The following is a 22055-nucleotide window of genomic DNA, read 5'->3' as shown; positions in this document are numbered from 1 at the left end:
TCCCCAAAGCTACGATCGAATGAAGTCCATCGATACGCTCGTCGAGAGCGCGGCAGAACTGACAGACAACGGCCTCTCGAAAGGGGAGATCGCGGACGAACTGAACGTCTCCCGGGAGACAGCAAGCTGGCTCGTTGCACAGACCGGCAGGGAGTCGATCGAGGAAGAGATCGGGGCGAGCCCGGTCGACGTCCACGTCGACTGGAGCGCCATCGGTCGGGACAGCCACCGGCTGGGTCACCTCGGCGCTATAATGGCCGATCTACTCGCTCACGAGGGAGAAGACGTCGACCTCACGATCGGGATCGGCAAGTCCGGCGCGCCGCTGGCGACCGTCATCGGGAGGGAGTTGGACACCGACCTCAGCGTCTACATGCCTAGCAAGTACCAGTGGGACGACGACCAGACGGAGACATCGGGTTCGTTCTCCCGGAACTTCTCGGGGATCAACGACAAAGACTGTTACATCGTCGACGACAACATCGACACCGGGCAGACGATGACAGAAACCATCAAACAGGTGCGCGACAACGGCGGAAGCCCCCAGGCAGGTGTCGTGCTGACGGACAAGCTCGGTCAGGACGAGATCAACGGCGTTCCGATCTATTCGCTCATCGAGATCGTCCAGATGAGCGACGGCTGATACGTTCTCCGGTATGGGGCTGTCGGAGGGGGGAATTCACTCCGCTCTATCGCCCTCCGCAGCCGAAAGTAGTGTGAGATAGTCCAGGACCTGCCGCGGGGTGAGGAACTGCTCGCGAACCGTTTCACGGCCGTTCTCGCCGAGCCGGCGTCGCAACTGGTCGTCCTCGAGCAATCGGACGACGCGGTCGGCGGTCGACTCGATGTCTCGCGGTTCGATGAGGTAGCCGTTCTCCCCGTCCTCGATCTGCAGCGGGATGCCGCCGACGTTTGCCCCGACGACGGGCGTCTCCTTCCAGAGCGCCTCCGAGACAGTCAGCGCAAACCCCTCGCGCAACGACTTCTGGAGGACGAGGTCCGCGCCCCACTGGAGACCGTTGATCCCGGCGTCCGGGAGGTTCGTAAGCAGGTGGATATCGGGGTCGTCGCCCGCTTCAGCCTCCACTTCGCGATACACCTCGACTCCCTCGGGATCGTCATCGGGCATCGCGCCGACGAGCGCGAGTTGCGCGTCAGGGATCGACGCCGAGACGTCTCGGTAGGCCTCAATCACACCCAGCGGATCCTTCCAGGGATCGAACCGAGAGACCTGCACGATCAGCGGCCTGTCCGTGTCGAACGGGAACCGTTCGAGGTCGGCTGCCTCCGCCGCGTCGCCCGAGAGTTCCTCAATCGGTCGGTTCTTCTCGGTCAACGGATCGATCGAGGGGTAGATGGTATCTATCTCGACGCCCGTGATCGCCTCGCCGTACTCCGGGAGCGTAAAGACGGCCCGATCGATCGGATCGAGATACGACTGCACGAACTCAAGATACGCCGGAGTCGCATCCGTGAGGTCGATGTGACAGCGCCAGACGAGCGCTGTCTCGGGGAACCGCTCGGCAAGCGTCGGTGCCATTCCGAGTGTCTGGGGGTCGTGCAACACGAGGACGTCGTACCGCTCGTCGAGCGCCTCAGCGTTCTCAATCGTGACGGAACGATACGTCTCGCGCATATCCTCGGTGAGCTCGGTCTGGCCGCCCTGAAGGCCGTTGTGGATAGTCTTTGTCACCTCGAAGAACTCGTCGTCGGCGTCCATGACCTGCCAGTCCGTGTCGACGCCGACGTCGTTCAATAGCGGGACCACCGAGACGAGGATCTCGGCGACACCACCGCCGCTCGCTGTTGAATTGATGTGCCCCATCCGAGTGTCCGCGTGTTCCTCGGCGACCGCGTGGATCTCCCGGCGCTGCTGCTCGTCGATGTGCGATTCGTAGGCCGCCAACGTCTTACCATCCGTGTGTCTAGTTTGCATCTATCTTCCCTGTTAGTATCTCACAAACAATATAGGTGGTGATTGATAGTGATACTGCCGTTTCGAAAGCGTTCGGCACGACAGTCCGGCGAACGCTTTCATCGCTGGGTGTCGATGGCCCTCGTATGCTCACAGTCGACGGTGCAGACGGCGGGGGACAACTCCTGCGGACGAGCCTCTCGCTCGCGGTGATCACCGACACGTCGGTCCGGATCGAGTCGATCCGTGGCTCGCGGCCGGAACCCGGACTCAAGCCCCAGCACCTCGCGGCGGTCGAGTTGCTCGCCGAGTACTGTGACGCCGACCTCGAGGGAGCGGCTCTCGGCTCGGAAGCGCTCGTCTTCGAGCCCGGTGACATGCGCCGGCACACGCTCTCGGCCGACATCGAAACCGCCGGAAGCGTGACGCTGCTGCTCGATACCGTCCTGCCACTGGCGACCGTGCTCGACGACCCGCTCACGGTGACTGCGACCGGCGGGACTGACGTCAAGTGGTCGCCGCCCGTGGCGTATCTCCGGCACGTCAAACTCCCGTTGCTCGCCCGGTTCGGACTGGACGCCGAACTCGAGGTCGATCGGGTCGGGTTCTACCCGAAAGGCGGCGGGGAAGTGACACTTCGGCTGTCGCTGTCGTCGCTATCGCCGATCGACCTCGGTGCCCGGGGTTCGCTGCGGGCGGTCGATGTCTACTCCACCGCTTCGGCGGATCTCGAAGCCAGCGACGTGGCGGATCGGCAGGCCGATCGCGTCTTCGAACGACTCGGCGAGACTGGTGTCCCGCCTGGAGAGCGGACAGTCAGGTACGCTGAGACGCGCTCGACGGGCTCGTCGCTCGTCGTCCGGGCACGCTACGACCGGACGCTTGCCGGTTTCGACGCGCTCGGCGAGCCCGGCCGTCCCTCCGAGGCTGTCGCCGACCTGGCCGTCGAGGACTTCGAGCAGTTCCGCGAGACCGACGCGGCCGTCGATCGACACATGGCCGATCAGTTGCTGGTCTTTCTCGCGATAGCCGGCGGCCGCGTCGTCGTTCCGGAACGCACCGACCACGTCCGGACCCATCGATCGGTGCTGTCGGAGTTCGGCTACGACGTCTCGATCGACTCGGGCGACGAGACCGTGCTTCTCACGTCGCCGGGTTACCATCCGGCGTGAGACGGTCCCTGGCCACAGTCCAGCGTACGAAGGCTCTCGGTCACGCTCTGACGTGATACCGTCACTCCTCGGGTGCGGTCGCGCCGATCCGTCCCTCGACGAACGTGTCGGCATACGCCGCGGCCTCGGCTCGCCGTTCCTCGTCGTCGGTCGCCGAGGACAACGACACCTGGAAGAACCCGGTCGGTCACTCCGACAGCGCCGCTTCGTGGTCCGTGACGAACTCGGCGACGGCCGGCTGGTGTTTGCCGACGTGGATCGACGACCCGACCAGCACGGCGTCGAACGCCGCCACGTCGTGTCCGCCCGTCACGCCCAGTGTCGTCGCATGTCAACACGCTCGCCGGTCCTGCCGGCAATCAGATCGCGCCAGCGTCGCTGTCGTCGGGTTCGATCGGCGGCTCGGCCGCCGGCTCGGACTCGTCGCTGTCGCCGTCCCCGCGTCGGAGTTCGACCAGCACGAGCGCGATCGCGCCGAGCCCCAGCAGGAACGTCGCGAGGCTGAGCAACCCGCCCAGGATCGGGATCCGGCCGAGCACCCCGAACCCGACGATACCGGCCACGAGCGCGAGCCACCGGTTGTCGATATCGGCCTGCCGGAGCGCCCACGCGGCGACCGCGATCCGGCCGTACAGCAGCGCGACCCACGCGAGCAGCGCGAACGCGACGAAGCCAGCCAGCGTCAGCGGGATGCCGACGATCGTGACCGCGAGCACCACGAGTCCGATCGGGATTCCGAGCGCCGCGAGCACGCCGACGCCCGCTGATTTTGCTGCCTCGGTGCTCACCGTCTCGTCGACGCGCCGGGAGAAGCCGGGCATCGCAACGAGCAGCGCCGCACCGAGCACGAGGTTGACGAGAATCGCGTACCCGGTGAACAGCCACCCCGGCACGTCCGGGAGGTCGAACCCGCCCGATCCGATATCGGGATCGGCGCTGACCGAGCCGTCGACTGTCGCCCCCTCGTCAGTGAAGTCGGCGTTCTCGGCGTATCTGACGTCGCCACCGACGCTGGCCGTCTCCGCCAGCGTGATCGAATCCCCGCCGAGCATCGCGTCACCGCCGACCGTCCCCGCGAGCCGTATCGAGCCGACGCCGGCGTTCAGATCTCCGTCGACCACGCCGGTCGGCGCCAGCGTCAGCGAACCCCCCGCCACGTCGACGTTGCCGTTCACCTCGCCGGCGACGGTGATGCTCCCGGCGGTCACGGCGAGGTTGCCAGTGACGACGCCCGACTCCTCGATGACGACTGTTCCGGCGACCCCGTCGAGGTTCCCGTCGACCGTCCCGCGGACGATGACCGTCCCGCTGAACGTCGACAACCCGTCGATTGTCTCACCTTCTTCGACGACGACTGTCCCACCCGTTCTGGTTTCGGCTGCCGCGACGCCGGTGAACGCCCCCGCGACGACCGCGATCGCCACCAGCAGCACGAGTCCCCCGCTGACCGCTTGCTGACGCTTCATACTGTTACTCTTCTCTCGCAAGTGTAATAAAACGGATTGCTATTCCGTAATGATATGATCCTGGCGGACGAACTGCGGAGGATGGACATTCGAACGGTATCAGTCGCACTCGGTACGGGGTTTACGGTCGCGCTGCTGGTCGCAGTCGTCCTCATCGAGGCGCTCCCCTACGAGTTCTCGGCGATCGTCGGCCTGCCTGTCGGTCTCCTGATCGGCACCGTGACTGTCCTGCTGGTCGCGGGTCGCTACGCGCGTCTCGAACCGACCGCCCAGAGTCTCCTCGACGGGACCGGTGGATTCGGATACGCGGTCGTCCTTCTGCTGGGCGTCCTGTACGTCGATTTCGCCGGGCTGGGAGCACGGATCAACCTCGCAACACTCGTCGGTGTCGCTCTCCTCGTTGCTGCTTTCGTGGCCGTCGTCTCCTGGATTCGCTCTCGGGGATACGGATCACTGCACTGACCGGATCAACTCGAGGAGTTCGTCCCGGTACCCGCCCGGGTCTCCCTCGGGGCGATCGCCGTCGGCAGCGTCGAGCAGCGTCTCGAGCCCTCCGGTCGGGTAGCAACCACCGGCGATCCGGAAGGAGCCTCCGGTCGACCACACGCCGAGCCATCCCTCGATATCGAGCGCGTCGATCGGCCCGTCCTCGATCGGATAGCGCGTGGTCAGTTTGTTCAGGCTCATGCGCTTGCCCCCGCGTGTTCGGGCGCGCTGGCTTCGGCCGCGGTCGATGTCTTTGAATCCGCGTGCACGCATGTCGTCCTCGAACGAGCGTCTCGCCTCGCTGACTACCATCGGCCGCATCGACGCCGTGCCGATCCCGGGCGCAACTGGCGGCCGAAACGATAGCGCCGTCGCGAAGAAAAACCGCCAGGATCCGATCCCGTCGTCGATATCGATCATCAGATTTCCCTTTGCGTCCCCGTTCGGGAGATAGCTGTTTGCGTCCCCGAGCGCTTTCCGGAGCGCGGCGTCGTCATACAGGACTGTGTGGCCGACGACCGAGGCCGTCGGCGTCCGGAACACCGTTGACACGCAGCGAGCGGAAGCCCATCCCCTTCAGGGGTGGGTGCAAGCAATAGGCATAGAGAATCAGTCCACAGGCGACACTCTAGCCGTGATTCCCACGTTACGATTCTTCGGTCGGCCACCAGACGACAGCGCGACTGCCAACTTTCCATCGCTCAACCCGCCCCTCTCTTTCTAACTCCTGTAATCGTCGGAGTACAGACTGTTTCGATACATCCAGCATTTCAGCCAATAGTGTGCCAGTCGCCACTGGTTTGTCAACATCGTCAAACGCTGTCAACACGTCCTCACACGTCACATCTCTCGGTCGTCCGATCCCGTCCTTTGCCATATCGGACTGTATCCATCCCTCGAACAAAAACACCAGTGTCCCACAGGATTTATACTTCTGGAACACGAATAACTAAACACGACGATGGCGGCTACAAACGAGGAAAAGAGAACGCGAACGAACACCTTCGCACTCGCTCCGAAGGCGGAGTGGAAGAAGGTGTGCCTCATCGAGTTGCTGGACTCGGCAGCCGCCCTCGTCAACATCGTCACCTACCACCGCCGACAAGCCTACTTCGACGACGACCAGACGCGAAGCGATGTGTGGAATGCCAAAACGAAAACAGAGATACGAAACCGCTTCCAGCCAGTTCTCGGTCGAGCAATCACCGACAAGATGCTCGACAAGTGTGATGAGCAGTGGGATGCGTTTTTCGAGCAACTCGATGACTACTACGACGGTGAACGCGAGGACAAACCCGGTGTGCCCGGCTACTGGAAAGACGACGGCAAGCGAGTCCTGAAAGCGTGCATTCGCAACGACGCCTACACTGTCGAGTGGGGCGAACACAGCCGGATCGAACTCGCACTCGGCAGCGAGTTGAAAGAGAAGTACGGCATTCCACTCAACAAACGCATCCGCGTTCCGATCAAAGGCGATCCGCAATACGACGGCCACGGTGGCCGCCTAGAGCTGGTGTACGACCGATCCACCGAATCATTCACGGCACGGCAGCCAGTCACATTTTTGCACGACACAACACGGGCCACGGATTCCAGCGACGAGGGATGCGTGGCCGCCGTGGATGTCGGTGCTAACAATTTCGTCGCCGTCACCACTACACAAGGCCACCAGCGCGTGTTCCACGCCCGTCCATTGTTCGACTGCTTCCACCACTACACCGAACGAATCAGTGAGTTGCAGTCCCAGCTTCCCGAACAGACGGATCGCAGTCGATTGGTAGAGAAGCTGTATGCGAAGCGCACGAGACAGCGCAATCACGCTCAAGACGCTCTCGTTCGCCACCTTGCAGGTCTCTTCTCAGGGTGGGGTGTAGAAGCAGTGTATATCGGGAAGTTAGATGATGTTCGTGAGAGGCACTGGTCAGCGACGGTCAATGAGAAGACGGATCTGTTCTGGGCGCACGGTCGCTTCCGTCGCAGGATGCAGACCGTTCTAGAGGGGGAGTGTGGCGTCAGTGTTGAAGAAAAGTCAGAGGCAGGCACATCCAGTCAATGCCCACGCTGCGATGAAGGGACGCACGTCTCGCGCACCGGTGACGTGTTCCAGTGTGGTGGATGTGGCTTTGAAGGCCACAGCGATGTGGTGGGAAGCGAGAATTTCCTGCAAAGTGTGGTGGATGGCGATATTGATTTCACCGGAGAAAGGCCGATGGCACGGCCTGTGGACTCAGGTCAGAATGGGCCTGAGAGGGGACATCGCAAGGTGCCTCGCCTTGAGTGGGACGACCATTGCTGGCGACAGCGTGGTCACGCGACCAAAGAGGGGCCCACAAACCGGAGTACCCGCGAGGGGAATCTTGCCTCAGAGTCAGGCACGGCCTGAATCACCCACCGAGGAATCCCATGGCCTTCAGCCGTGGGAGGATGTCAATCCGTGCGCGCTCGCTGTTCCCAGTCTCCCTCTTCGAGCCTGTCGCCGGCGATTTCGGGGAAGGCGTCCGACATCGAACGCCATACGTGCTCGTCGTCTTTGCTCTTTGTGAATGCGTGCCACTGTAAACTACAGTGACCGTTCATCAGCCCACGCGCTCGTCGAGGATCAGCCTCACTCGGCGAATCCCCGGATCTTCGCGTTGGCTTCCGTTCATCAGCCCACGCGCTCGTCGAGGATCAACCTCACTCGGCGCATCCCCGAATCTTTGCGTGGGCTTTCGTCCATCAGCCCACGCGCTCGTCGAGGATCAACCTCGTCTTCGTATTCACGACTTCATCTAACTCCCGGGCCCGTCTGATGAGATCGTTCACGCCGGCGGTGTCGGCGCAGTCGACGACGAGCACGATGTCCTCCTCGCCGCCGACCTGCCAGACGAAGTCGATCTCGTGCCACTCCGCGAGGCGCTCGCTGACCCTCGTAGTGTCGACGTTGACGTCCACGCGCAACTCGATCATCGCCTTGATGTTGCCCGTCCGGGTCGCGACAGTAAAGCGCTCGATCACGCCGTCCTCGACCAGCTGTTCGACCCGATTGCGGACGGTCCCCTCCGAGGTTCCCACGTCGTCCGCGATCTCCGTGTAGGGTGTCCGGGCGTCCTCGCGGAGTATCCCGAGGATCTCCCGGTCCAGTTCGTCCATCGAGGTGTGTATCTTCCCGGGGTCGTCACTTGAGGATTACGAATTTCGTAACCGTGCTTCGAAAGCAACGCTTATCTGCCGGTCATTCGTACGTATCTCGTAATGACTGACGCCTACGTGGCGCTCGAAGGAGAACGCATCGTCGAGGCTCGTGCACGCGCTCCCGGGACAGCCAACGGGGAGCTGGTGTTCACGACCGCCTACACCGGATACGAGGAGAGCCTGACCGATCCCTCCTACGAGGAGCAGATCCTGACGTTCTCGTACCCGCTGATCGGCAACTACGGGGTCCGGGAGGAGCGGTTCGAGTCCGACCGCGTCCAGCCCAACGCCGTCGTCGCCCGCGAGTTGACCGACGACGTCGCCGAGTGGCTCGAGGGCGAGGGCGTCCCGGCGGTCGATCACCTCGACACGCGGGACATCGTGACCGAGATCCGCGACGAGGGGGCGATGAAGTGCGGGATCGCCGCCGGCCCGGACGCGACCGAGGACGACGCGATCGAACAGCTTCAGCAGTGCAAGCACATGTCCGAGCACCGCGACATCGGCGCGCAGGTCAGCGTCGCCGAGGAGGTCGTCTACAACGAGGGCGGCGACGGCGCGCGGGTCGCGCTGGTCGACTGCGGCGCGAAGGGGTCGATCATCGACTCGCTGGTCGAGCGCGACGCCGAGGTGCACGTCCTGCCGTACGACGCCACCGAGGACGACATCGAGGCGGTCGATCCCGACCTGCTTTTCATCTCGAACGGGCCGGGCGATCCGGAGAACTTCGAGCGGGCCGGCGAGGTCGTCGACACCTACGTCGGCGAGGTGCCGATCGCGGGGATCTGTCTGGGACAGCAGGTCGTCGCCAACGCGCTGGGCGGCGAGACCGAGAAGATGGAGTTCGGCCACCGCGGCGTCAACCAGCCCGTGCGTGACCTTCGCACGGATCAGGTCGTGATGACGACCCAGAACCACGGCTATACGGTCGCCGAGCCCGGCGACAACCTCGACGTCACGCAGATCAACGTCAACGACGACACGCCCGAGGGTCTGGAGAACGAGGAGTTGGGGATCATCACCCGGCAGTATCACCCCGAGGCCAATCCCGGGCCGCACGATTCGCTCGGCTTTTTCGACGACGTGCTTGAACTAGCGGAGGAGTAGTCTCCAGATACGATAATCGGGCGTCTAAGGGGGTAATACTTTTATATTCTGAATATCATGATGCGGATATGCCACGGACGCGCCGTCGCTTTCTCACTGTCCTCGGAGCAGCTGGCACGTTCGGCGCTGCCGGGTGCCTGAACCCATCGGAAGACACGTCGCCTTCGACGCAGACGGGGACAGATACGCCTCGGAGTACAACTGGAGACCCAGGGACCGCTACCGTATCGGGGCTGTCCTATCCCAACGGGTTTTCCGAGAGCGGCATGGCGGACACCGACGCGGTCGTCACTGCCCAACGAGAGTACCTGCTTGCTCGCTCTAGTTATACCGAGCAGTGGGTGCTGGAAACGATCGACGCCACCGGCGAGACAACGGGCGGACAGCCGACAGAATTCACGGTTCGAGCCGTCCCCGCTGACAGACGGTTGCGACTGCGGTACCACGACCATGCGAACCATATCGAGGCGTTTTACGACGGAACTTACTACGAATACGACGTTACTGGTCAAACTGTCTACGAGGGTAGGTCCCCACGCCTGTTCACGGATGTCGAAAAAGCGTACCGGCCACTCTCGCTCTGGGCAGTCAACACTCTCCTCCCGGCGCTGCTCTCAATTGTTCGGGTTGAGCCGACCAGCACCCGGACAGTCGAGGGAGAAACCACCATCGAGTTCGCAGTTACCGGCGTCAGCGACGATCGGAAAGAGGAAATGAGCGAAGTTGCGTACACCGGTGCCGACGGAAGCCTCCTCGTCACTGAATCCGGCGGGATTCTCGAATTCGAGTATACACCACAGTTCGAAAGTGACACGACATCGCTACAGGCAGGCACCAACGAGATAACCAATATCGGGCAAACGACTGTTTCGCGACCGGATTGGCTGTCCGAAACAGGATAAATATACCGTATCACACGTCCAGCTTCGAGCAGTGCTGTCGGTCGGGATCGTAGCAGTCCGGACAGTCGGCTTCGAGTTCGACGTAGCGGTCGAGCCGGTCGGCCACGTCGTCGCTCATGACGTGTTCGAGCCGGCACGCTTCCTCGTGAAACCCCTCTTCCACCCCGAGATGCTCGACGAGAAACCGCTCGATCCGGCAGTGCTTGCGCAGGAGTCGCCGCGCACGCGACTCGCCCTCGTCGGTCAGGACCGCGCCACGCCGTTTCTCGTATTCCAGGAGACCGTTCTCCTCCAGGCGACCGAACATCTCGGTAACGCTGGGCGGCGAGACGTCGAGCCGGTCGGCCAGCTCACCCGTCTTGGCGTACTCGCCGTCACGGGAGAGCAGGTAGATCTCCTTGAGGTACATCTGGACGCTCTCGCTGACCGGTTCGTTTCGACTGTGGCTCATTATCGACTCTCGCCGCCCGGCAAGCAAAAGCCTAGCGCCGACGCCGCCAGGACCTCGGTCGCCGCGCGTCCGTCGGGCCGCAGAGAGTATCGCTTAGCTTAAAAGCCGCGATGCGAAAGAACGTGTACGGATGAGCGAGAGCCAGCAAAAGCGCCGGCAAAAGTGCATCTCGTGTGGGATCAACGTCTCCGGCACGAACGCCGCCGCGTTCAAGTGTCCCGAGTGCGGACACCAGATCTACCGCTGCGCGAAGTGCCGCAAGCAGAGCAACCTCTATGAGTGCCCCGAATGCGGGTTCACGGGTCCATAACCATGGGAAAAGTCGCTGCCAAGATCAAGGTCATGCCGCAGAGTCCGGACGTCGACCTGGACGCGCTCCAGGAGCGTCTCGAGCAGTCCCTTCCCGAGGGGGCGAAAATCAACGGCTTCGAGCGCGACGAGGTCGCGTTCGGGCTGGTCGCGCTGCTGCCGACCGTCATCGTTCCCGACGAAGCCGGCGGCACCGAGGCCGTCGAAGAGGCCTTCGGCGAGGTCGAAGGCGTCGAAAGCGTCTCGGTCGAGAACGTCGGTCGCGTCTAGCCCGGCCCGCGTGTCACGCCGAGCCACGACGGTGGCGGAACGCACGTTTTATATGCCCGACCGGACTACCGAACGGCAAGAATGCCCAGTTCGAACGGTCCGCTCGAGGGAACGCGGAACAAACTCAAAAACGACCCACGCGATCGAGGAACGTCGCCGCCACAGCGCGCCGTCCAGCAGTTCGAAGCGGGCGATTCCGTCCATCTGGCGATCGATCCTAGCGTCGCCGAGGGCCGGTTTCATCCGCGGTTCAACGGCCACACTGGAACGGTCGTCGGCACGCAGGGGAAAGCCTACAAGGTCCAGATCAAAGACGACGGCGTCGAGAAGACGCTGATCGTCAAGGCCGCGCACCTCCGTCGACAGGAGTAAGCGATGACCATATTCAAGGAGAAACTCGAGGAGGAGTACCTGACCCTCGCCGAGGCCAAGGACGTCCTCGAGGACATCGAACGCGAGCGCGCGCTCGACGAGGACCGGGAGATGCGCTACGAACTCACGCGGGCCATCGAACACGTCAATCGCTTTGCGACGCTCGACGTCGAGGAGTCCCGGGAGTTCGTCGACGAACTGCAGGATCTGGAGAAAGTCGACGAGGCCACCGCGTACAAGATCGCCAACCTACAGCCCCAGGACCGGGACGAACTGCGGGCCGTGTTCGCTCAGGAACGCTATTCGCTGTCGGGCGACGAACTCGACGACATCCTCAACGTCGTCGCGAAATACGCCTGATACGGTCGGTTGTAACGATTTACCGGTACGATCGCATAACGGATGCGATCGATCTGGAACAGACTTACAACCGACCGTATGAACCGGACTCTTCACCTTCTGGTGGTCGGTAGGGGACTGGCGTCCAACATCCGTATCGTCACTCTTCGGCGCTCGCCTCTTCCTCTTCGTTGTCCTCGTCTTCGCCGTCCGTGTCGGCTCGTCGAGAGACGTCGACGCGGTAGTGCTGGAGGATGTCGCGGCCGAGCAACACGGGGTACTGCATGTGGCTGCGGTCTTCGACGCTGGCGGTGACGGTGTGGCGACTCCCGCCGACGGCGACGACGAGGTCGACGACCGGCCGGCTCTTCGATACCTTCTGGCTACCGGACTTGACCTTCGTGATGGACTTGATCGGGCCGGCTCCAATATCTGCGGCGAGACCGGTGTCGATGCTGGTCCGGGTGGCACCGGTGTCGGACTTGGCGAGGGCGGTCGTCGAGCCGCTGGTCCCGCTGACGATGACCTCCTCGATGTAGCCGACAGTCTGCCGTTCGAGGGTACTGGCCGGGGCAGTGCTGGGCCGACACGTCGGCACCGAGTCGTCGAGGACCGCCGCCAGATCGGCGACGCGGTCGGCGTCGACGGTGCCGCCGGCCTCCTCGATGGCGTGGGCGGCGATGTACGGCGCGGGACTGCGCCCGGTCGCCTCGTAGAGGCCCTTGAATCCCGCAGTGGGGTTGACTTCCAGCACCAGCCAGCCGTCGTCGCTCTCGACGAGGTCGACGCCGGCGTAATCCAGCCCGACGGCGTCAGTCGCCCGGCGCGCGATGTCGAGGGCTGGCTCCGGGACCTCGTCGCTGGCATCGGCGACGTCGCCGCCGAGCGCGACGTTGGTCCGCCAGTCGTTGTCGGGCGCGTACCGGAACATCGAACCGACGACCCGGTCGTCGACGACGTACACCCGCAGATCACGGGTCGGCTCGCCCTCGCGCTCGATCAGCGACTGGAGGAACGCGTAGCGGTTGCCGACGCGGGCGTTGACACGTTCATCGGGCCCGACTTTCCAGGTGCCGCCGCCGTTCGTCCCGATGGCGGTCTTGTAGACGGCCTCGGTGTCGCCGGCGGTCAGCCAGTCGTTGAGCCGCTCCGATTCCAGCGCCATCAGTGCGTCCGGGACGGGCACGTCCGCCTCCGCCAGCGTCACGGCCGTCGCGACCTTGTGCACCGCGGTCAGCGTCGCGGCGGGGCCGTTCAGCGTCGGGCGCAGGTGTGCGAGCGTGCGAGCCAGGCCGAGTTCCTCGCAGGGTTCGGTCGACTTCGAGAGCAGCAGCCGATTGACGACGATATCGACGTCCGGCTGGATCGTCACCTCGCTGTCCGTGATGTCGATTTCCGTGTTCTCTCGGCGGAGCCACGCCGGGTCGTGGCCCAGCGCCTCGACGGCGTTGCAGATTGCCTTGGTCTCCTTGCTGTTGTGAAGGCTGAGAACACCGACGGTGACGGGAGTCGACGTGGTCATGGACGGAGATGCGAGTCCGACAGTCAAGAACGCTTGGGCGACCCAATTGCCACTGCCCGCCACACGTTTTACCATTCCACACGTCTGAGGGGGTATGGAGCAGCCAGCGCCGTTCACCTACGACGGTGGGCGGGTCGATCCAGGAGAGACCCAGAACATCCGGTACACCGTCAGCGAGACGTATCTGGGCGATCCAGTCAAAATGCCCGTGACGATCGTGGTCGGCGAGCGGGCCGGTCCGACGGTCGTCATCACCGCGGCGACGCACGGCGACGAACTCAACGGCATCGAGGTCGTTCGTGAGGTCGCCCACGAGTGGGATCTCTCGGAACTTCGCGGTCGGCTCGTTTGCCTGCCGATCCTCAACGTCCCGGGGTTCATCGCCCAGCAGCGATACCTGCCGATATACGACCGCGACCTCAACCGGGCGTTTCCCGGCGACAGAACCGGGACCGGCGCACAGCGGATGGCCGCCCGGATCTTCGAGAACTTCGTCGCGCCCGCCGACCTGGGGATCGACCTGCACACCTCGACTCGCGGGCGGTCGAACATGCTGCACGTCCGGGCGGACATGGGCGACGACACCGTCGAGCGGGTCGCCAGGGCCTTCGCCTCGAACGTCATCATCGACAGCGAGGGGGCCGAGGGGACGCTCCGGCGCGAGGCGACGGCCGCCGGAACGTCGACGATCACCGTCGAGATGGGCGAGGCTCACCGCTTCCAGCGGTCGCTCATCGACCGGGCGCTCGACGGCGTCCGCTCGGTCTTCGCGGAGTTCGGCCTCCTGGAGAGCGCCCACGTCCACTGGCCGGGCTGGCGGACAGTGGTCGAGGACGCCGGCGAGAAGACCTGGTTGCGGGCCGACGCGGGCGGGCTGGTGGACGTCCGCGTCGAGCGAGGGGCGTTCGTCGAGGCGGGCGAGCGGATCGCGACGATCGCAAACCCCTTCAAGACGTCTACTACCGCTGTCGAGGCACCGTTCGACGGGGTGCTGGTCGGCGTGCTGGAGAACCCGGTCGTCTACCCCGGCAACCCGCTGTGTCACATCGTGCGAGTCGACGAACGAACCAGGACAGCCATCGAGTCCCACGAGCGGTGACCTGCTGGATTTTAAGTACACTGTCGTCGTACAGACCGGACATGACCACCGGCAACCGCGACGACGAGTCGAGCGCCCCTATCGCAGTCGTTCTCGATTTCCTTCCTCACGGGCGCTCGGACGACGAGCGGCCCCAGTACGAGAAAGAGCCGCTGGCGTACGCCGTCTCATTCGGGGAGTTCCGGCTGTTCGAACTCGCACTCTCCGAGGACGCCGACATCTCGATCGGCGATCGCCTGCCCGTCGAGCGCGGCGACGGCGTCGAGCGCGCCCGCGAAATCGAGTACGAGGACCTCCCGAGCGGCGCGCGGTCCGAGCTGGAGTACGCGATCGAGGACATCGTCGACGAGGACCAGGATCGGTTCGTCGAGTTCTACAACGACGCCCAGCCGATCACGACGCGGCTGCACGCGCTGAACCTCCTGCCGGGGATCGGCAAGAAACTGCGCAACAACGTCCTCGAGGCGCGCAAGCGTCGCCCCTTCGAGAACTTCGAGGACATCGATGCGCGAGTCAACGGCCTCCACGACCCGAAAGACGTCCTCGTCGAGCGCATCCTCGAGGAGATCGAAGAGACCGACCTCAAATACCGGATCTTCGCCCGACGCGAGTAAGATGACTGATACGGACTATCGCGACCCCGACGCATTGTTAGCCCGTGCCGGCGTCGGGGGCAACCCTGACCGCGACCAGCACTTCCTGATCGACGACCGCGTGCTCGACCGCGTGCCGACCTACGCGACCGAGATCGACGCCGATCTGCGCCACGTCCTCGAGGTCGGTGCCGGGACCGGCGCGCTCACCGATCGGCTGCTCGCGGTCGCCGATCGTGTCACGGCCATCGAGCGCGACCCCGAACTGGCGGCCTTCCTCCGCGAGGAGTTCGCCGCCGAGATCGACGCCGGGCGGCTGACCGTGCTGGAAGGCGACGCCCTTGAGGTCGAGTTGCCCGAGTTCACCGCGTCGATCTCGAATCTCCCCTACGGGATCTCCAGCGAGATCGTCTTCCGGCTCCTCCCCCGCGGTGTCCCCCTCGTGTTGATGTTCCAGCGGGAGTTCGCCGACCGGATGGCAGCCGACCCCGGATCCGACGACTACGGTCGGCTGTCGGTGACGGCGGGTCACTACGCCGACGTCGAGGTGGTCGAGCCCGTTCCCAAGGAGGCGTTCAGGCCGCCGCCGGCCGTCGAGAGCGCGATCGTCCGGACGACGCCGCGCGAGCCGGACTACGCGGTGCCGGACGACGAGGCGTTCATGGACCTCGTGCGGGCGATCTTCACCCAGCGCCGCAAGACGATTCGCAACGCGATCCGGAACACGGCACACATCTCCGGGCTGAGCGATCCGGAGGCGGTCGTCGACGCCGCCGGCGAGGACCTCATGCGCAAGCGAGCCGGGGACGTGACTCCCGAGGAATTCGCAAAGCTGGCGCGGCTCGCGGCCGAGGTGGGCGATCCGTGATCGGCGCGAGCGCGGCGGCCCCGGCCGCGACTTTCGCGAGCCGAACTGCACTGGCGATCGAGGTCCCGATCGTCGGCCAGCTGTTCGCGACGCCGTTCGAGCGGTGGCTGGGGACGCTGGCCCTGCTCGTGGGCGTGCTAGCGGGGAGCTGGGCGATCCGGCAGGTCGGTCGCTGGCTCCGGTCCCAGTACGACCCTCGGGGGAGCCTGCTCGAAGCCGTTCAGGCGGCGCTGATCGTCGCGCTCTCGGCCGGGGCAATCGTCGCCGTGCTCGTGATCTGGGGGGCGAGCGCGGAGGCGACGGCCATCACCGAGGTGCTCGACCCGGACTCGACGACGGTCGTCCGGGGACTGGTGTCGCTGTTCCTGTTCGTGGGGGCCTGGGGCGCGACGGTGTTCGCCAAGCGCGTGATCGGCCTGGTCTTCGAGGAACACGACGCCTTCTCGCGCCACCAGCAGGAGGTGACCTACCACGTCTTCCAGGTGGTGCTGTACCTGCTGGCGATCCTCGTCGGGCTGGCCGTCTGGGGGATCGACGCCTCGGACATCCTGCTCGGGGCGGGCTTTCTGAGCGTCGTGCTCGGGCTGGCCGCCCGCCAGACCCTGTCGTCTGTCCTGGCGGGGTTCGTCCTGCTTTTCGGCCGGCCGTTCGACATCGGCGACTGGGTGTCGATCGACGACCGGGAGGGCGTCGTGACCGACGTGTCGGTGTTCAACACGGAGATCCGTACGTTCAGCGACGAGTACGTCACGATCCCCAACGACGTGGTGACTTCGACGGGGCTGATCAACCGCTCGCGGCGCGGCCGACTGCGCGTCGACGTCGAGATCGGCGTCGACTACGACGACGACGTCGAGCGCGCCCGCGAACTGGCGACCGGGACGGTTCGTGAGCTCGATCGGGAGGAGATCCGCACGCGTCCACAGCCACGGACGGTCCTGACCGGGTTCGGCGACTCGGCGGTCGTGCTGGAGGTGCGGTTCTGGATCGACGACCCGACGGCCCGGCGGCGCTGGGCGGCCCAGACGGCCGTCGTCGCCGCGGTCAAGGACGCCTTCGAACGCGAGGGGATCACGATCCCCTTCCCACAGCGGACGCTCGGCGGCCGCGAGGGATTGCAGATCCAAAGCGAAACGCCGAGGCCGACTCCCGACGAAGACCCGGACCGATGAACGACGACCGGCCCGAACTCGCCAGGCAGCGCGATCTCGATCAGGTGTACGAACCGGCCGAGGACTCGCATCTACTGGCCGAGACGGCGCGCGAGTACGTCACTGCCGACGACCGCGTCCTCGAAGTGGGAACCGGCTCGGGGTACGTCGCGACCGCGCTGGCGGACACGGGGGCCGCTGTCGTCGCGACGGATATCAACCCGATGGCCTGTCGCGAGGCCCGCGACGCCGGCCTCGCGGTCGTCCGGGCGAACCTCGTCGAGCCGTTCCGGGACGGCGTCTTCGACGTCGTGGCGTTCAACCCGCCGTACCTGCCGACCCCGCCCGAACAGGAGTTCGACGACTGGATGGAACGCGCGCTCTCCGGCGGCGAGGACGGTCGCGCCGTGGTCGATCCGTTTCTCGATACCGTCCGTCGCGTCCTCGCCGAGGACGGCGTCGTCCTCCTGCTCGTGAGTTCGCTTACGGACGTCGAGGCCGTGCGCGAGCGCGCGGCGGCCGGCGGGCTCGACGCCCGGGAAGTCGCCGACGAATCGCACCCCTTCGAACGACTCGTCGTGCTCGAACTCCGGCCGGACAGGCGGTGAACGCTGGATATATTTCCCTTCCGTTTCGGTGAGATATTTTACAATCATTAGATGACCCGTCGCACAGATACTACAGACAGGACCGGCGATGGCCGAGATCATCGAGTTACCGCGGGAGGAGCGCTCGCGCTCGAACGAGCGGGTCGACGAGCGCCTCGGCGGGGGGTATCTCGCGGATGGGCCGCTGTCGTCGTATCTGGGAAACGCGGAAACAGTCGCGTTCGTCCTGCACGCGAAACGTGGGGGTGTGACCGTCGAACGCGACGGAGGAACGGAGACCTACAAGCCGAGTCGGGGGTACAGGACCGTCGTCGCGATCACCGATCTGCGCGTCGTGATCGCGATCGGTGGCGCGGACGGGGGCGGCGATCGAGTGGTCCCGATTCCGCTCTCGACCGTCACGCGGGTCGAGACCGACAGCGGACTGTTGCGGGAGCGGCTGGTCGTCCGGACCGAGGTCGGCGAGCGGTGGTCGATACCGGCCGGGAGCGACCTCGATCCGGTCGTGGCGTACCTGGAGACGGCACGGGAGACGTGGTCGCGGGCGAACCGGTTCGCGGTCCGCGTCGAAGACCACCTCACGACCGCCCGGGACCGTCTCGACGCCGGCGACCCGGACGGTGCGCGCGACGCGGCCGACGCGGCGCTCTCGGCGATCGCCAGCGGACGCGAGGAGGTCCGGGCGCTCGATCTCGGCGATCGCGTGCTCGATCACGCCGAGTTCGACGCGTACCGCGCGGACGTCAGGGCGATCCAGCGACGCGCGCTCGCGGACACAGCCGACGAACACGTCGAACGCGGCGAGCGCGCCGAGAGAGACGGGCGGCTCCGGGCGGCTCACGACGCGCTCGAAGCCGCACGGGACGCCGCCGAACGGGCCCTCTCGATCGACGCCGACGAGCCTCCCGACGAGCGACTTCGAGAGCGGATCGAGACCGTCGAGCGCGACCGCGACCGGCTCGAAACACGGCCCCGCGAGCGTGCGAAGACAGCGCTCGAGGACGCCCGGTCGATCGACGGCCCCGAACGGCGTGCCCGGCGGCTGACCGACGCGCTCGCGGCGCATCGGGACTGGCTCGGCCACTGCTGGGGGCCGAGTTCGCCGTTCGCCGGCGATCCCGACGAGATCCGGGCGGCGATTCTGGAGATCGTCGACGAGACCGTCGACGTGCGGACGGCCGTTATCGACCGACTGCTCGCGGCAGCCGAGCGACTCCGGGAGGGCGGCCGGACCGGACAGGCGCTGTCGGCGTGTGATCGAGCCGACGAACAACTCGAAGCGACCCAGGATGTCGTCTCCGAACTGGCTCCCGATCGTGACGACGCGCTCCGGGCAGTGCGCGTCGAGATCGATCACGAGCGCGCCCTGATCGAACGCGAGGCCGGCCGGGCCGAGGACGTGTCCGGGCCGGACGATCGGGCCGAGTCGGATGAACCGCCGTCTGCGGGTCCCGACTCCAGTGCCTCGGCGACCGAGACCGTCGCGGGCGTAACGACGAAGGCAGCCGACCCGGCGCGGTCAGAGCGAGACCACGGCCACGACGGTGACGCCGTCCGCGAACAGTCGTCCGACGAGTTCGAGTTCCCCGGCGCCGAGCGCGATCGCGTCACGATCGAGGCGGAGATCCGGGCGATGGACGAGGCGGCCTTCACGAGGTTCGTCGCGGCGTGCTGGAACGAACTCGGCTGGGAGACGACGATTTTCGCCCAGTCGCGGGGCCAGTACGACGTGATGGCGATCCGCAGGCAGCTGGTCGATCTCCGGGTGGTCATCTGGACGGTCCACGACCCCGGCGGCGACCTCGATCCGTCGGTGGTCGACCGGTGTGTGACCGACCGCGACAACGTCCAGCGGGCCGACGCCGCCGCCATCGTCACGACGGCGACCGTCCCCGATCCGGTGCGAGAGCGTGCGGACAGACACGACATCAAACTGCTGGACTTCGCGGACCTGCTCGACCTCGTCGATACGGAAGGACTGGCCGATCTCGCGCTCGATAAAAATAACTGATAAGCATTCTTCGAAGTAGTAAATATTAAAGACCGTCATTCCATAGGCAGGGACAATGGCAGAGATCGTATCGACGACACCGGGACTGTATCCGTTACCGGACTGGGCGAAAGACGAACTGTCGAAGTTGAAAGGACACCAGCGGAGCGATCTGATCGGCGGTGACGAGAGCGATGCGGTCGTCGCCGTCTACGAGGAGGCGCGATCCGAGGTCATCGAGAGCCAGCAGTCGGCCGGCCTCGATCGGATCGTCGAGGGACAGCTGCGCTGGGACGACATGCTCGCACATCCGCTGGCAGTCCACGACAGCGTCGAAACCCGCGGCATCGTCCGGTATTACGACAACAACAACTTCTATCGAGAGCCCGTCGTCACCGGCGAGTTGACGGCCGACGGCGACGTCGCGGCGGAACTGACGGCGGCGGACGACCAGGTCGGGGCCGGTCTGCAGGCAGTGCTCCCGGGCCCGTATTCGCTGGCCGAACTGGCAACCGACGAGTACTACGGCGACGACGCCGCGTTTCTGGACGCCGTCGCGGACTTCCTGGCCGGCGAGGCCGAGCAGTTCCCCGACGTGGAGACGCTTCTGTTGCTCGAACCCTCGCTCGTCACCGACGCGCCCGACGACGGCGAGGACGAACGCGCCAGCGACGCGATCGACACCGTCGCGTCGGCGCTCGATACCGACGTGGTCGTCCAGACTTACTGGGGCGCGCTCGAGGAGAAGGTCCACGCCCACCTGCTCGATGCCGACGTCGACGCCGTCGGCTACGACTTCGTGACCGACCACGAGCAGAACCTCTACAACATCAACGAGTACGGCACGAAAGACTCGATCGGGCTGGGCGTCGTCGACGGGCAGAACACGCTGGTCGAGACGCCCGGCGAGATCCGCGAGCGCATCGAGTGGGTCGACGACCGGACGACCGCCGACTTCGAGACGATCTACGCGACCGCCAATACCGAGCTGTTCTACCTGCCGGTCAACAAGTTCGAGGAGAAGCTCCGGGCGCTCGCCGGCGCGGCCGACGCCGAGGAGGTGACAGCATGACGGACACGCGCGAGCAGTTCCGACCCGAGGACCACCCCAACGATCACTTCCTGCTGACGACCGTCGTCGGCTCCTACCCAAAGCCCGAGTGGCACGACACGGCCCGGGAACTCTTCGAGGATCCCGACTCTGACTTCGACGTCGAGGACTGGGAGGAGTCCAAGGACGACGCCGCCCGGCTGATCACCGACGAGCACGAGCGAGCGGGCATCGACGCCGTCACGGACGGTGAGATGCGGCGCAACGAGATGGTCGAGTACTTCGCCCACCGGATCGACGGCTACGAGTTCAACGGCCGGGTGAAGGTCTGGGGACACAACTACTTCGACAAGCCCTCCGTGGTCGATCAGGTCGCATACGACGAGCAGTGGCTCGTCGAGGAGTTCGAGTTCACCGACGAGGTCGCCGACGCTCCCGTGAAGGTGCCGATCACCGGGCCGTACACGCTTGCGTCCTGGAGTTTCAACGAGGTTTACGACGACGAGGAGCAGTTGACCTACGCGCTGGCGGATCTGGTCAACCAGGAGATCGAGGCGCTGGTCGAGGCCGGCGCACGCTACATCCAGATCGACGAGCCCGCGCTGGCGACGACGCCCGACGACCACGCCATCGTCGGGGAGGCCCTCGAACGGATCGTCGAAGACGTGCCTGCGGATGTCCGTCTGGGACTGCACGTCTGTTACGGCGACTACTCGCGGATCTACCCCGAGATCCTCGAGTTCCCGGTCGAGGAACTCGACCTCGAGCTGGCCAACGGCGACTTCGAGCAGGTCGAGGTCTTCAAAGAACACGAGTTCACCAAGGACTTCGCGATGGGCGTCGTCGACGTCCACGACGCCGAGGTCGAGTCCGTCGACCAGATCAAGGACAACATCAAGCGCGGACTGGAGGTCGTTCCGCCCGAACAGCTGACCGTCTCGCCGGACTGTGGCCTGAAGCTGCTCCCCCGCGAGGTCGCCTACCAGAAGATGGCCAACATGGTCGAGGCGGCCCGCGAGGTCGAAGCCGAGCTAGACGCCGGCGAGATCGATCTGTAGCGCGACGGCTGATCGGAGACCGGCGAACGCAGTGAGCCAGCAGGTCTGTTTCCCTGCGTTTTTGCCGCGAGTGGTGCCACAGCGAAGCGAGGAAGTGATCGAGCGCAAGGGCGGTGCCACCGACGTCGACGGCCTGATCCTCGAATCGGCGG

The 22055-nt window shown here is 65.1% G+C and carries 25 protein-coding genes and 1 pseudogene; 18 read left to right on the top strand and 8 right to left on the bottom strand.

All coding sequences use genetic code 11. The features are described from left to right. Positions 1-19 precede the first annotated feature (19 nt). Positions 20-643: a transcriptional regulator GfcR gene (gene gfcR / locus HSR122_RS00215; RefSeq protein ID WP_229110654.1), complete on the top strand. Its 624-nt coding sequence runs from the start codon at positions 20-22 to the stop codon at positions 641-643. A 36-nt stretch (positions 644-679) separates the two neighbouring features. Here gfcR and HSR122_RS00210 read toward each other — a convergent pair whose 3' ends face one another. Continuing rightward, entirely contained in the window at positions 680-1936 is a 1257-nt protein-coding gene (locus HSR122_RS00210) for a glycosyltransferase (protein ID WP_229110653.1), read from the bottom strand. 125 nt (positions 1937-2061) lie between these two features. Here HSR122_RS00210 and rtcA point away from each other — a divergent pair, with 125 nt between their 5' ends. Continuing rightward, the gene (gene rtcA / locus HSR122_RS00205; RefSeq protein ID WP_229110652.1) at positions 2062-3087 is read left to right on the top strand and encodes an RNA 3'-terminal phosphate cyclase; all 1026 of its coding nucleotides are present in this window, start codon (positions 2062-2064) and stop codon (positions 3085-3087) included. A 94-nt stretch (positions 3088-3181) separates the two neighbouring features. Here rtcA and HSR122_RS14970 read toward each other — a convergent pair. Continuing rightward, a pseudogene (locus HSR122_RS14970) lies at positions 3182-3406 on the bottom strand (flavodoxin domain-containing protein); the annotation flags it as partial. 40 nt (positions 3407-3446) lie between these two features. After that, on the bottom strand, positions 3447-4553 hold the full coding sequence (locus HSR122_RS00195) for a bactofilin family protein (protein ID WP_229110650.1): 1107 nt from the start codon (positions 4551-4553) through the stop codon (positions 3447-3449). A gap of 81 nt (positions 4554-4634) precedes the next feature. Here HSR122_RS00195 and HSR122_RS00190 point away from each other — a divergent pair, with 81 nt between their 5' ends. Continuing rightward, positions 4635-5015, top strand: coding sequence for a hypothetical protein (locus tag HSR122_RS00190; protein ID WP_229110649.1), 381 nt, complete (start codon positions 4635-4637; stop codon positions 5013-5015). On the opposite strand, the gene HSR122_RS00185 is transcribed toward HSR122_RS00190, so the two are convergent. After that, positions 5004-5591, bottom strand: coding sequence for a hypothetical protein (locus HSR122_RS00185; RefSeq protein WP_229110648.1), 588 nt, complete (start codon positions 5589-5591; stop codon positions 5004-5006). The genes HSR122_RS00190 and HSR122_RS00185 overlap by 12 nt on opposite strands. 94 nt (positions 5592-5685) lie before the next feature. Continuing rightward, positions 5686-5916, bottom strand: a complete 231-nt coding sequence (locus tag HSR122_RS14965; protein WP_394355533.1) for a winged helix-turn-helix transcriptional regulator — start codon at positions 5914-5916, stop codon at positions 5686-5688. Positions 5917-6000: 84 nt separating this feature from the next. Here HSR122_RS14965 and HSR122_RS00180 point away from each other — a divergent pair, with 84 nt between their 5' ends. Further along, the gene (locus HSR122_RS00180) at positions 6001-7422 is read left to right on the top strand and encodes an RNA-guided endonuclease InsQ/TnpB family protein (protein WP_229110647.1); all 1422 of its coding nucleotides are present in this window, start codon (positions 6001-6003) and stop codon (positions 7420-7422) included. Between the two features lie 335 nt (positions 7423-7757). Here HSR122_RS00180 and HSR122_RS00175 read toward each other — a convergent pair whose 3' ends face one another. After that, complete coding sequence (locus HSR122_RS00175; RefSeq protein ID WP_229110646.1) at positions 7758-8171, bottom strand: Lrp/AsnC family transcriptional regulator; 414 nt, start codon at positions 8169-8171, stop codon at positions 7758-7760. A gap of 102 nt (positions 8172-8273) precedes the next feature. Between HSR122_RS00175 and carA the strand changes: the two genes are divergently transcribed. After that, positions 8274-9320 carry a glutamine-hydrolyzing carbamoyl-phosphate synthase small subunit gene (gene carA / locus HSR122_RS00170; RefSeq protein WP_229110645.1) on the top strand — a complete coding sequence of 349 codons (1047 nt, stop codon included), beginning with the start codon at positions 8274-8276 and terminating at the stop codon, positions 9318-9320. 266 nt (positions 9321-9586) lie between these two features. After that, the gene (locus HSR122_RS00165; RefSeq protein WP_229110644.1) at positions 9587-10222 is read left to right on the top strand and encodes a hypothetical protein; all 636 of its coding nucleotides are present in this window, start codon (positions 9587-9589) and stop codon (positions 10220-10222) included. A 10-nt stretch (positions 10223-10232) separates the two neighbouring features. On the opposite strand, the gene HSR122_RS00160 is transcribed toward HSR122_RS00165, so the two are convergent. Further along, the gene (locus tag HSR122_RS00160) at positions 10233-10673 is read right to left on the bottom strand and encodes a metal-dependent transcriptional regulator (RefSeq protein WP_229110643.1); all 441 of its coding nucleotides are present in this window, start codon (positions 10671-10673) and stop codon (positions 10233-10235) included. A gap of 130 nt (positions 10674-10803) precedes the next feature. Between HSR122_RS00160 and HSR122_RS00155 the strand changes: the two genes are divergently transcribed. From HSR122_RS00155 to HSR122_RS00140, 4 genes are all read left to right on the top strand, one after another. After that, entirely contained in the window at positions 10804-10983 is a 180-nt protein-coding gene (locus HSR122_RS00155) for an HVO_2753 family zinc finger protein (protein ID WP_229110642.1), read from the top strand. Positions 10984-10985: 2 nt separating this feature from the next. Next, entirely contained in the window at positions 10986-11252 is a 267-nt protein-coding gene (locus tag HSR122_RS00150; RefSeq protein WP_229110641.1) for an elongation factor 1-beta, read from the top strand. Between the two features lie 81 nt (positions 11253-11333). Further along, on the top strand, positions 11334-11624 hold the full coding sequence (locus HSR122_RS00145) for a 50S ribosomal protein L21e (RefSeq protein ID WP_229110640.1): 291 nt from the start codon (positions 11334-11336) through the stop codon (positions 11622-11624). A gap of 3 nt (positions 11625-11627) precedes the next feature. Next, positions 11628-11984, top strand: coding sequence for an RNA polymerase Rpb4 family protein (locus HSR122_RS00140; RefSeq protein WP_229110639.1), 357 nt, complete (start codon positions 11628-11630; stop codon positions 11982-11984). Positions 11985-12123: 139 nt separating this feature from the next. Here the strand turns inward: HSR122_RS00140 and HSR122_RS00135 are convergent, their stop codons facing one another. After that, positions 12124-13485, bottom strand: coding sequence for a putative ATP-dependent zinc protease (locus HSR122_RS00135; RefSeq protein ID WP_229110638.1), 1362 nt, complete (start codon positions 13483-13485; stop codon positions 12124-12126). A 94-nt stretch (positions 13486-13579) separates the two neighbouring features. Between HSR122_RS00135 and HSR122_RS00130 the strand changes: the two genes are divergently transcribed. From HSR122_RS00130 to HSR122_RS00095, 8 genes are all read left to right on the top strand, one after another. Beyond that, a complete protein-coding gene (locus tag HSR122_RS00130; protein ID WP_229110637.1) occupies positions 13580-14584 on the top strand; it encodes a succinylglutamate desuccinylase/aspartoacylase family protein in 1005 nt (334 codons plus the stop codon). A gap of 41 nt (positions 14585-14625) precedes the next feature. Then, positions 14626-15198, top strand: coding sequence for a DUF655 domain-containing protein (locus HSR122_RS00125; protein WP_229110636.1), 573 nt, complete (start codon positions 14626-14628; stop codon positions 15196-15198). A 1-nt stretch (position 15199) separates the two neighbouring features. Beyond that, complete coding sequence (locus HSR122_RS00120; RefSeq protein WP_229110635.1) at positions 15200-16045, top strand: 16S ribosomal RNA methyltransferase A; 846 nt, start codon at positions 15200-15202, stop codon at positions 16043-16045. Beyond that, positions 16042-17217, top strand: a complete 1176-nt coding sequence (locus HSR122_RS00115; protein ID WP_229110634.1) for a mechanosensitive ion channel family protein — start codon at positions 16042-16044, stop codon at positions 17215-17217. The genes HSR122_RS00120 and HSR122_RS00115 overlap by 4 nt, the downstream gene beginning before the upstream one ends. Then, entirely contained in the window at positions 17214-17804 is a 591-nt protein-coding gene (locus tag HSR122_RS00110; RefSeq protein ID WP_229110633.1) for a HemK2/MTQ2 family protein methyltransferase, read from the top strand. Before HSR122_RS00115 ends, HSR122_RS00110 begins: the two co-directional genes overlap by 4 nt. Before the next feature lie 88 nt (positions 17805-17892). Beyond that, on the top strand, positions 17893-19815 hold the full coding sequence (locus tag HSR122_RS00105; protein ID WP_229110632.1) for a restriction endonuclease: 1923 nt from the start codon (positions 17893-17895) through the stop codon (positions 19813-19815). Between the two features lie 55 nt (positions 19816-19870). Next, positions 19871-20866 carry a 5-methyltetrahydropteroyltriglutamate--homocysteine methyltransferase gene (locus HSR122_RS00100; RefSeq protein ID WP_229110631.1) on the top strand — a complete coding sequence of 332 codons (996 nt, stop codon included), beginning with the start codon at positions 19871-19873 and terminating at the stop codon, positions 20864-20866. Beyond that, on the top strand, positions 20863-21903 hold the full coding sequence (locus HSR122_RS00095) for a methionine synthase (protein WP_229110629.1): 1041 nt from the start codon (positions 20863-20865) through the stop codon (positions 21901-21903). Before HSR122_RS00100 ends, HSR122_RS00095 begins: the two co-directional genes overlap by 4 nt. The last annotated feature ends 152 nt before the right edge of the window (positions 21904-22055 follow it).

It is taken from the genome of Halapricum desulfuricans (genome assembly GCF_017094525.1).
In the GTDB taxonomy this organism is placed as follows: domain Archaea; phylum Halobacteriota; class Halobacteria; order Halobacteriales; family Haloarculaceae; genus Halapricum; species Halapricum desulfuricans.
This window is presented reverse-complemented; position numbering and strand designations above follow the sequence as displayed.

Coding starts and splice junctions, on each gene's coding strand:
- gfcR (WP_229110654.1), top strand. CDS start 20: ATGAAGTCCATCGATACGCTCGTCGAGAGCGCGGCAGAACTGACAGAC.
- HSR122_RS00210 (WP_229110653.1), bottom strand. CDS start 1,936: ATGCAAACTAGACACACGGATGGTAAGACGTTGGCGGCCTACGAATCG.
- rtcA (WP_229110652.1), top strand. CDS start 2,062: ATGCTCACAGTCGACGGTGCAGACGGCGGGGGACAACTCCTGCGGACG.
- HSR122_RS00195 (WP_229110650.1), bottom strand. CDS start 4,553: ATGAAGCGTCAGCAAGCGGTCAGCGGGGGACTCGTGCTGCTGGTGGCG.
- HSR122_RS00190 (WP_229110649.1), top strand. CDS start 4,635: ATGGACATTCGAACGGTATCAGTCGCACTCGGTACGGGGTTTACGGTC.
- HSR122_RS14965 (WP_394355533.1), bottom strand. CDS start 5,916: ATGGCAAAGGACGGGATCGGACGACCGAGAGATGTGACGTGTGAGGAC.
- HSR122_RS00180 (WP_229110647.1), top strand. CDS start 6,001: ATGGCGGCTACAAACGAGGAAAAGAGAACGCGAACGAACACCTTCGCA.
- HSR122_RS00175 (WP_229110646.1), bottom strand. CDS start 8,171: ATGGACGAACTGGACCGGGAGATCCTCGGGATACTCCGCGAGGACGCC.
- carA (WP_229110645.1), top strand. CDS start 8,274: ATGACTGACGCCTACGTGGCGCTCGAAGGAGAACGCATCGTCGAGGCT.
- HSR122_RS00165 (WP_229110644.1), top strand. CDS start 9,587: ATGGCGGACACCGACGCGGTCGTCACTGCCCAACGAGAGTACCTGCTT.
- HSR122_RS00160 (WP_229110643.1), bottom strand. CDS start 10,673: ATGAGCCACAGTCGAAACGAACCGGTCAGCGAGAGCGTCCAGATGTAC.
- HSR122_RS00155 (WP_229110642.1), top strand. CDS start 10,804: ATGAGCGAGAGCCAGCAAAAGCGCCGGCAAAAGTGCATCTCGTGTGGG.
- HSR122_RS00150 (WP_229110641.1), top strand. CDS start 10,986: ATGGGAAAAGTCGCTGCCAAGATCAAGGTCATGCCGCAGAGTCCGGAC.
- HSR122_RS00145 (WP_229110640.1), top strand. CDS start 11,334: ATGCCCAGTTCGAACGGTCCGCTCGAGGGAACGCGGAACAAACTCAAA.
- HSR122_RS00140 (WP_229110639.1), top strand. CDS start 11,628: ATGACCATATTCAAGGAGAAACTCGAGGAGGAGTACCTGACCCTCGCC.
- HSR122_RS00135 (WP_229110638.1), bottom strand. CDS start 13,485: ATGACCACGTCGACTCCCGTCACCGTCGGTGTTCTCAGCCTTCACAAC.
- HSR122_RS00130 (WP_229110637.1), top strand. CDS start 13,580: ATGGAGCAGCCAGCGCCGTTCACCTACGACGGTGGGCGGGTCGATCCA.
- HSR122_RS00125 (WP_229110636.1), top strand. CDS start 14,626: ATGACCACCGGCAACCGCGACGACGAGTCGAGCGCCCCTATCGCAGTC.
- HSR122_RS00120 (WP_229110635.1), top strand. CDS start 15,200: ATGACTGATACGGACTATCGCGACCCCGACGCATTGTTAGCCCGTGCC.
- HSR122_RS00110 (WP_229110633.1), top strand. CDS start 17,214: ATGAACGACGACCGGCCCGAACTCGCCAGGCAGCGCGATCTCGATCAG.
- HSR122_RS00105 (WP_229110632.1), top strand. CDS start 17,893: ATGGCCGAGATCATCGAGTTACCGCGGGAGGAGCGCTCGCGCTCGAAC.
- HSR122_RS00100 (WP_229110631.1), top strand. CDS start 19,871: ATGGCAGAGATCGTATCGACGACACCGGGACTGTATCCGTTACCGGAC.
- HSR122_RS00095 (WP_229110629.1), top strand. CDS start 20,863: ATGACGGACACGCGCGAGCAGTTCCGACCCGAGGACCACCCCAACGAT.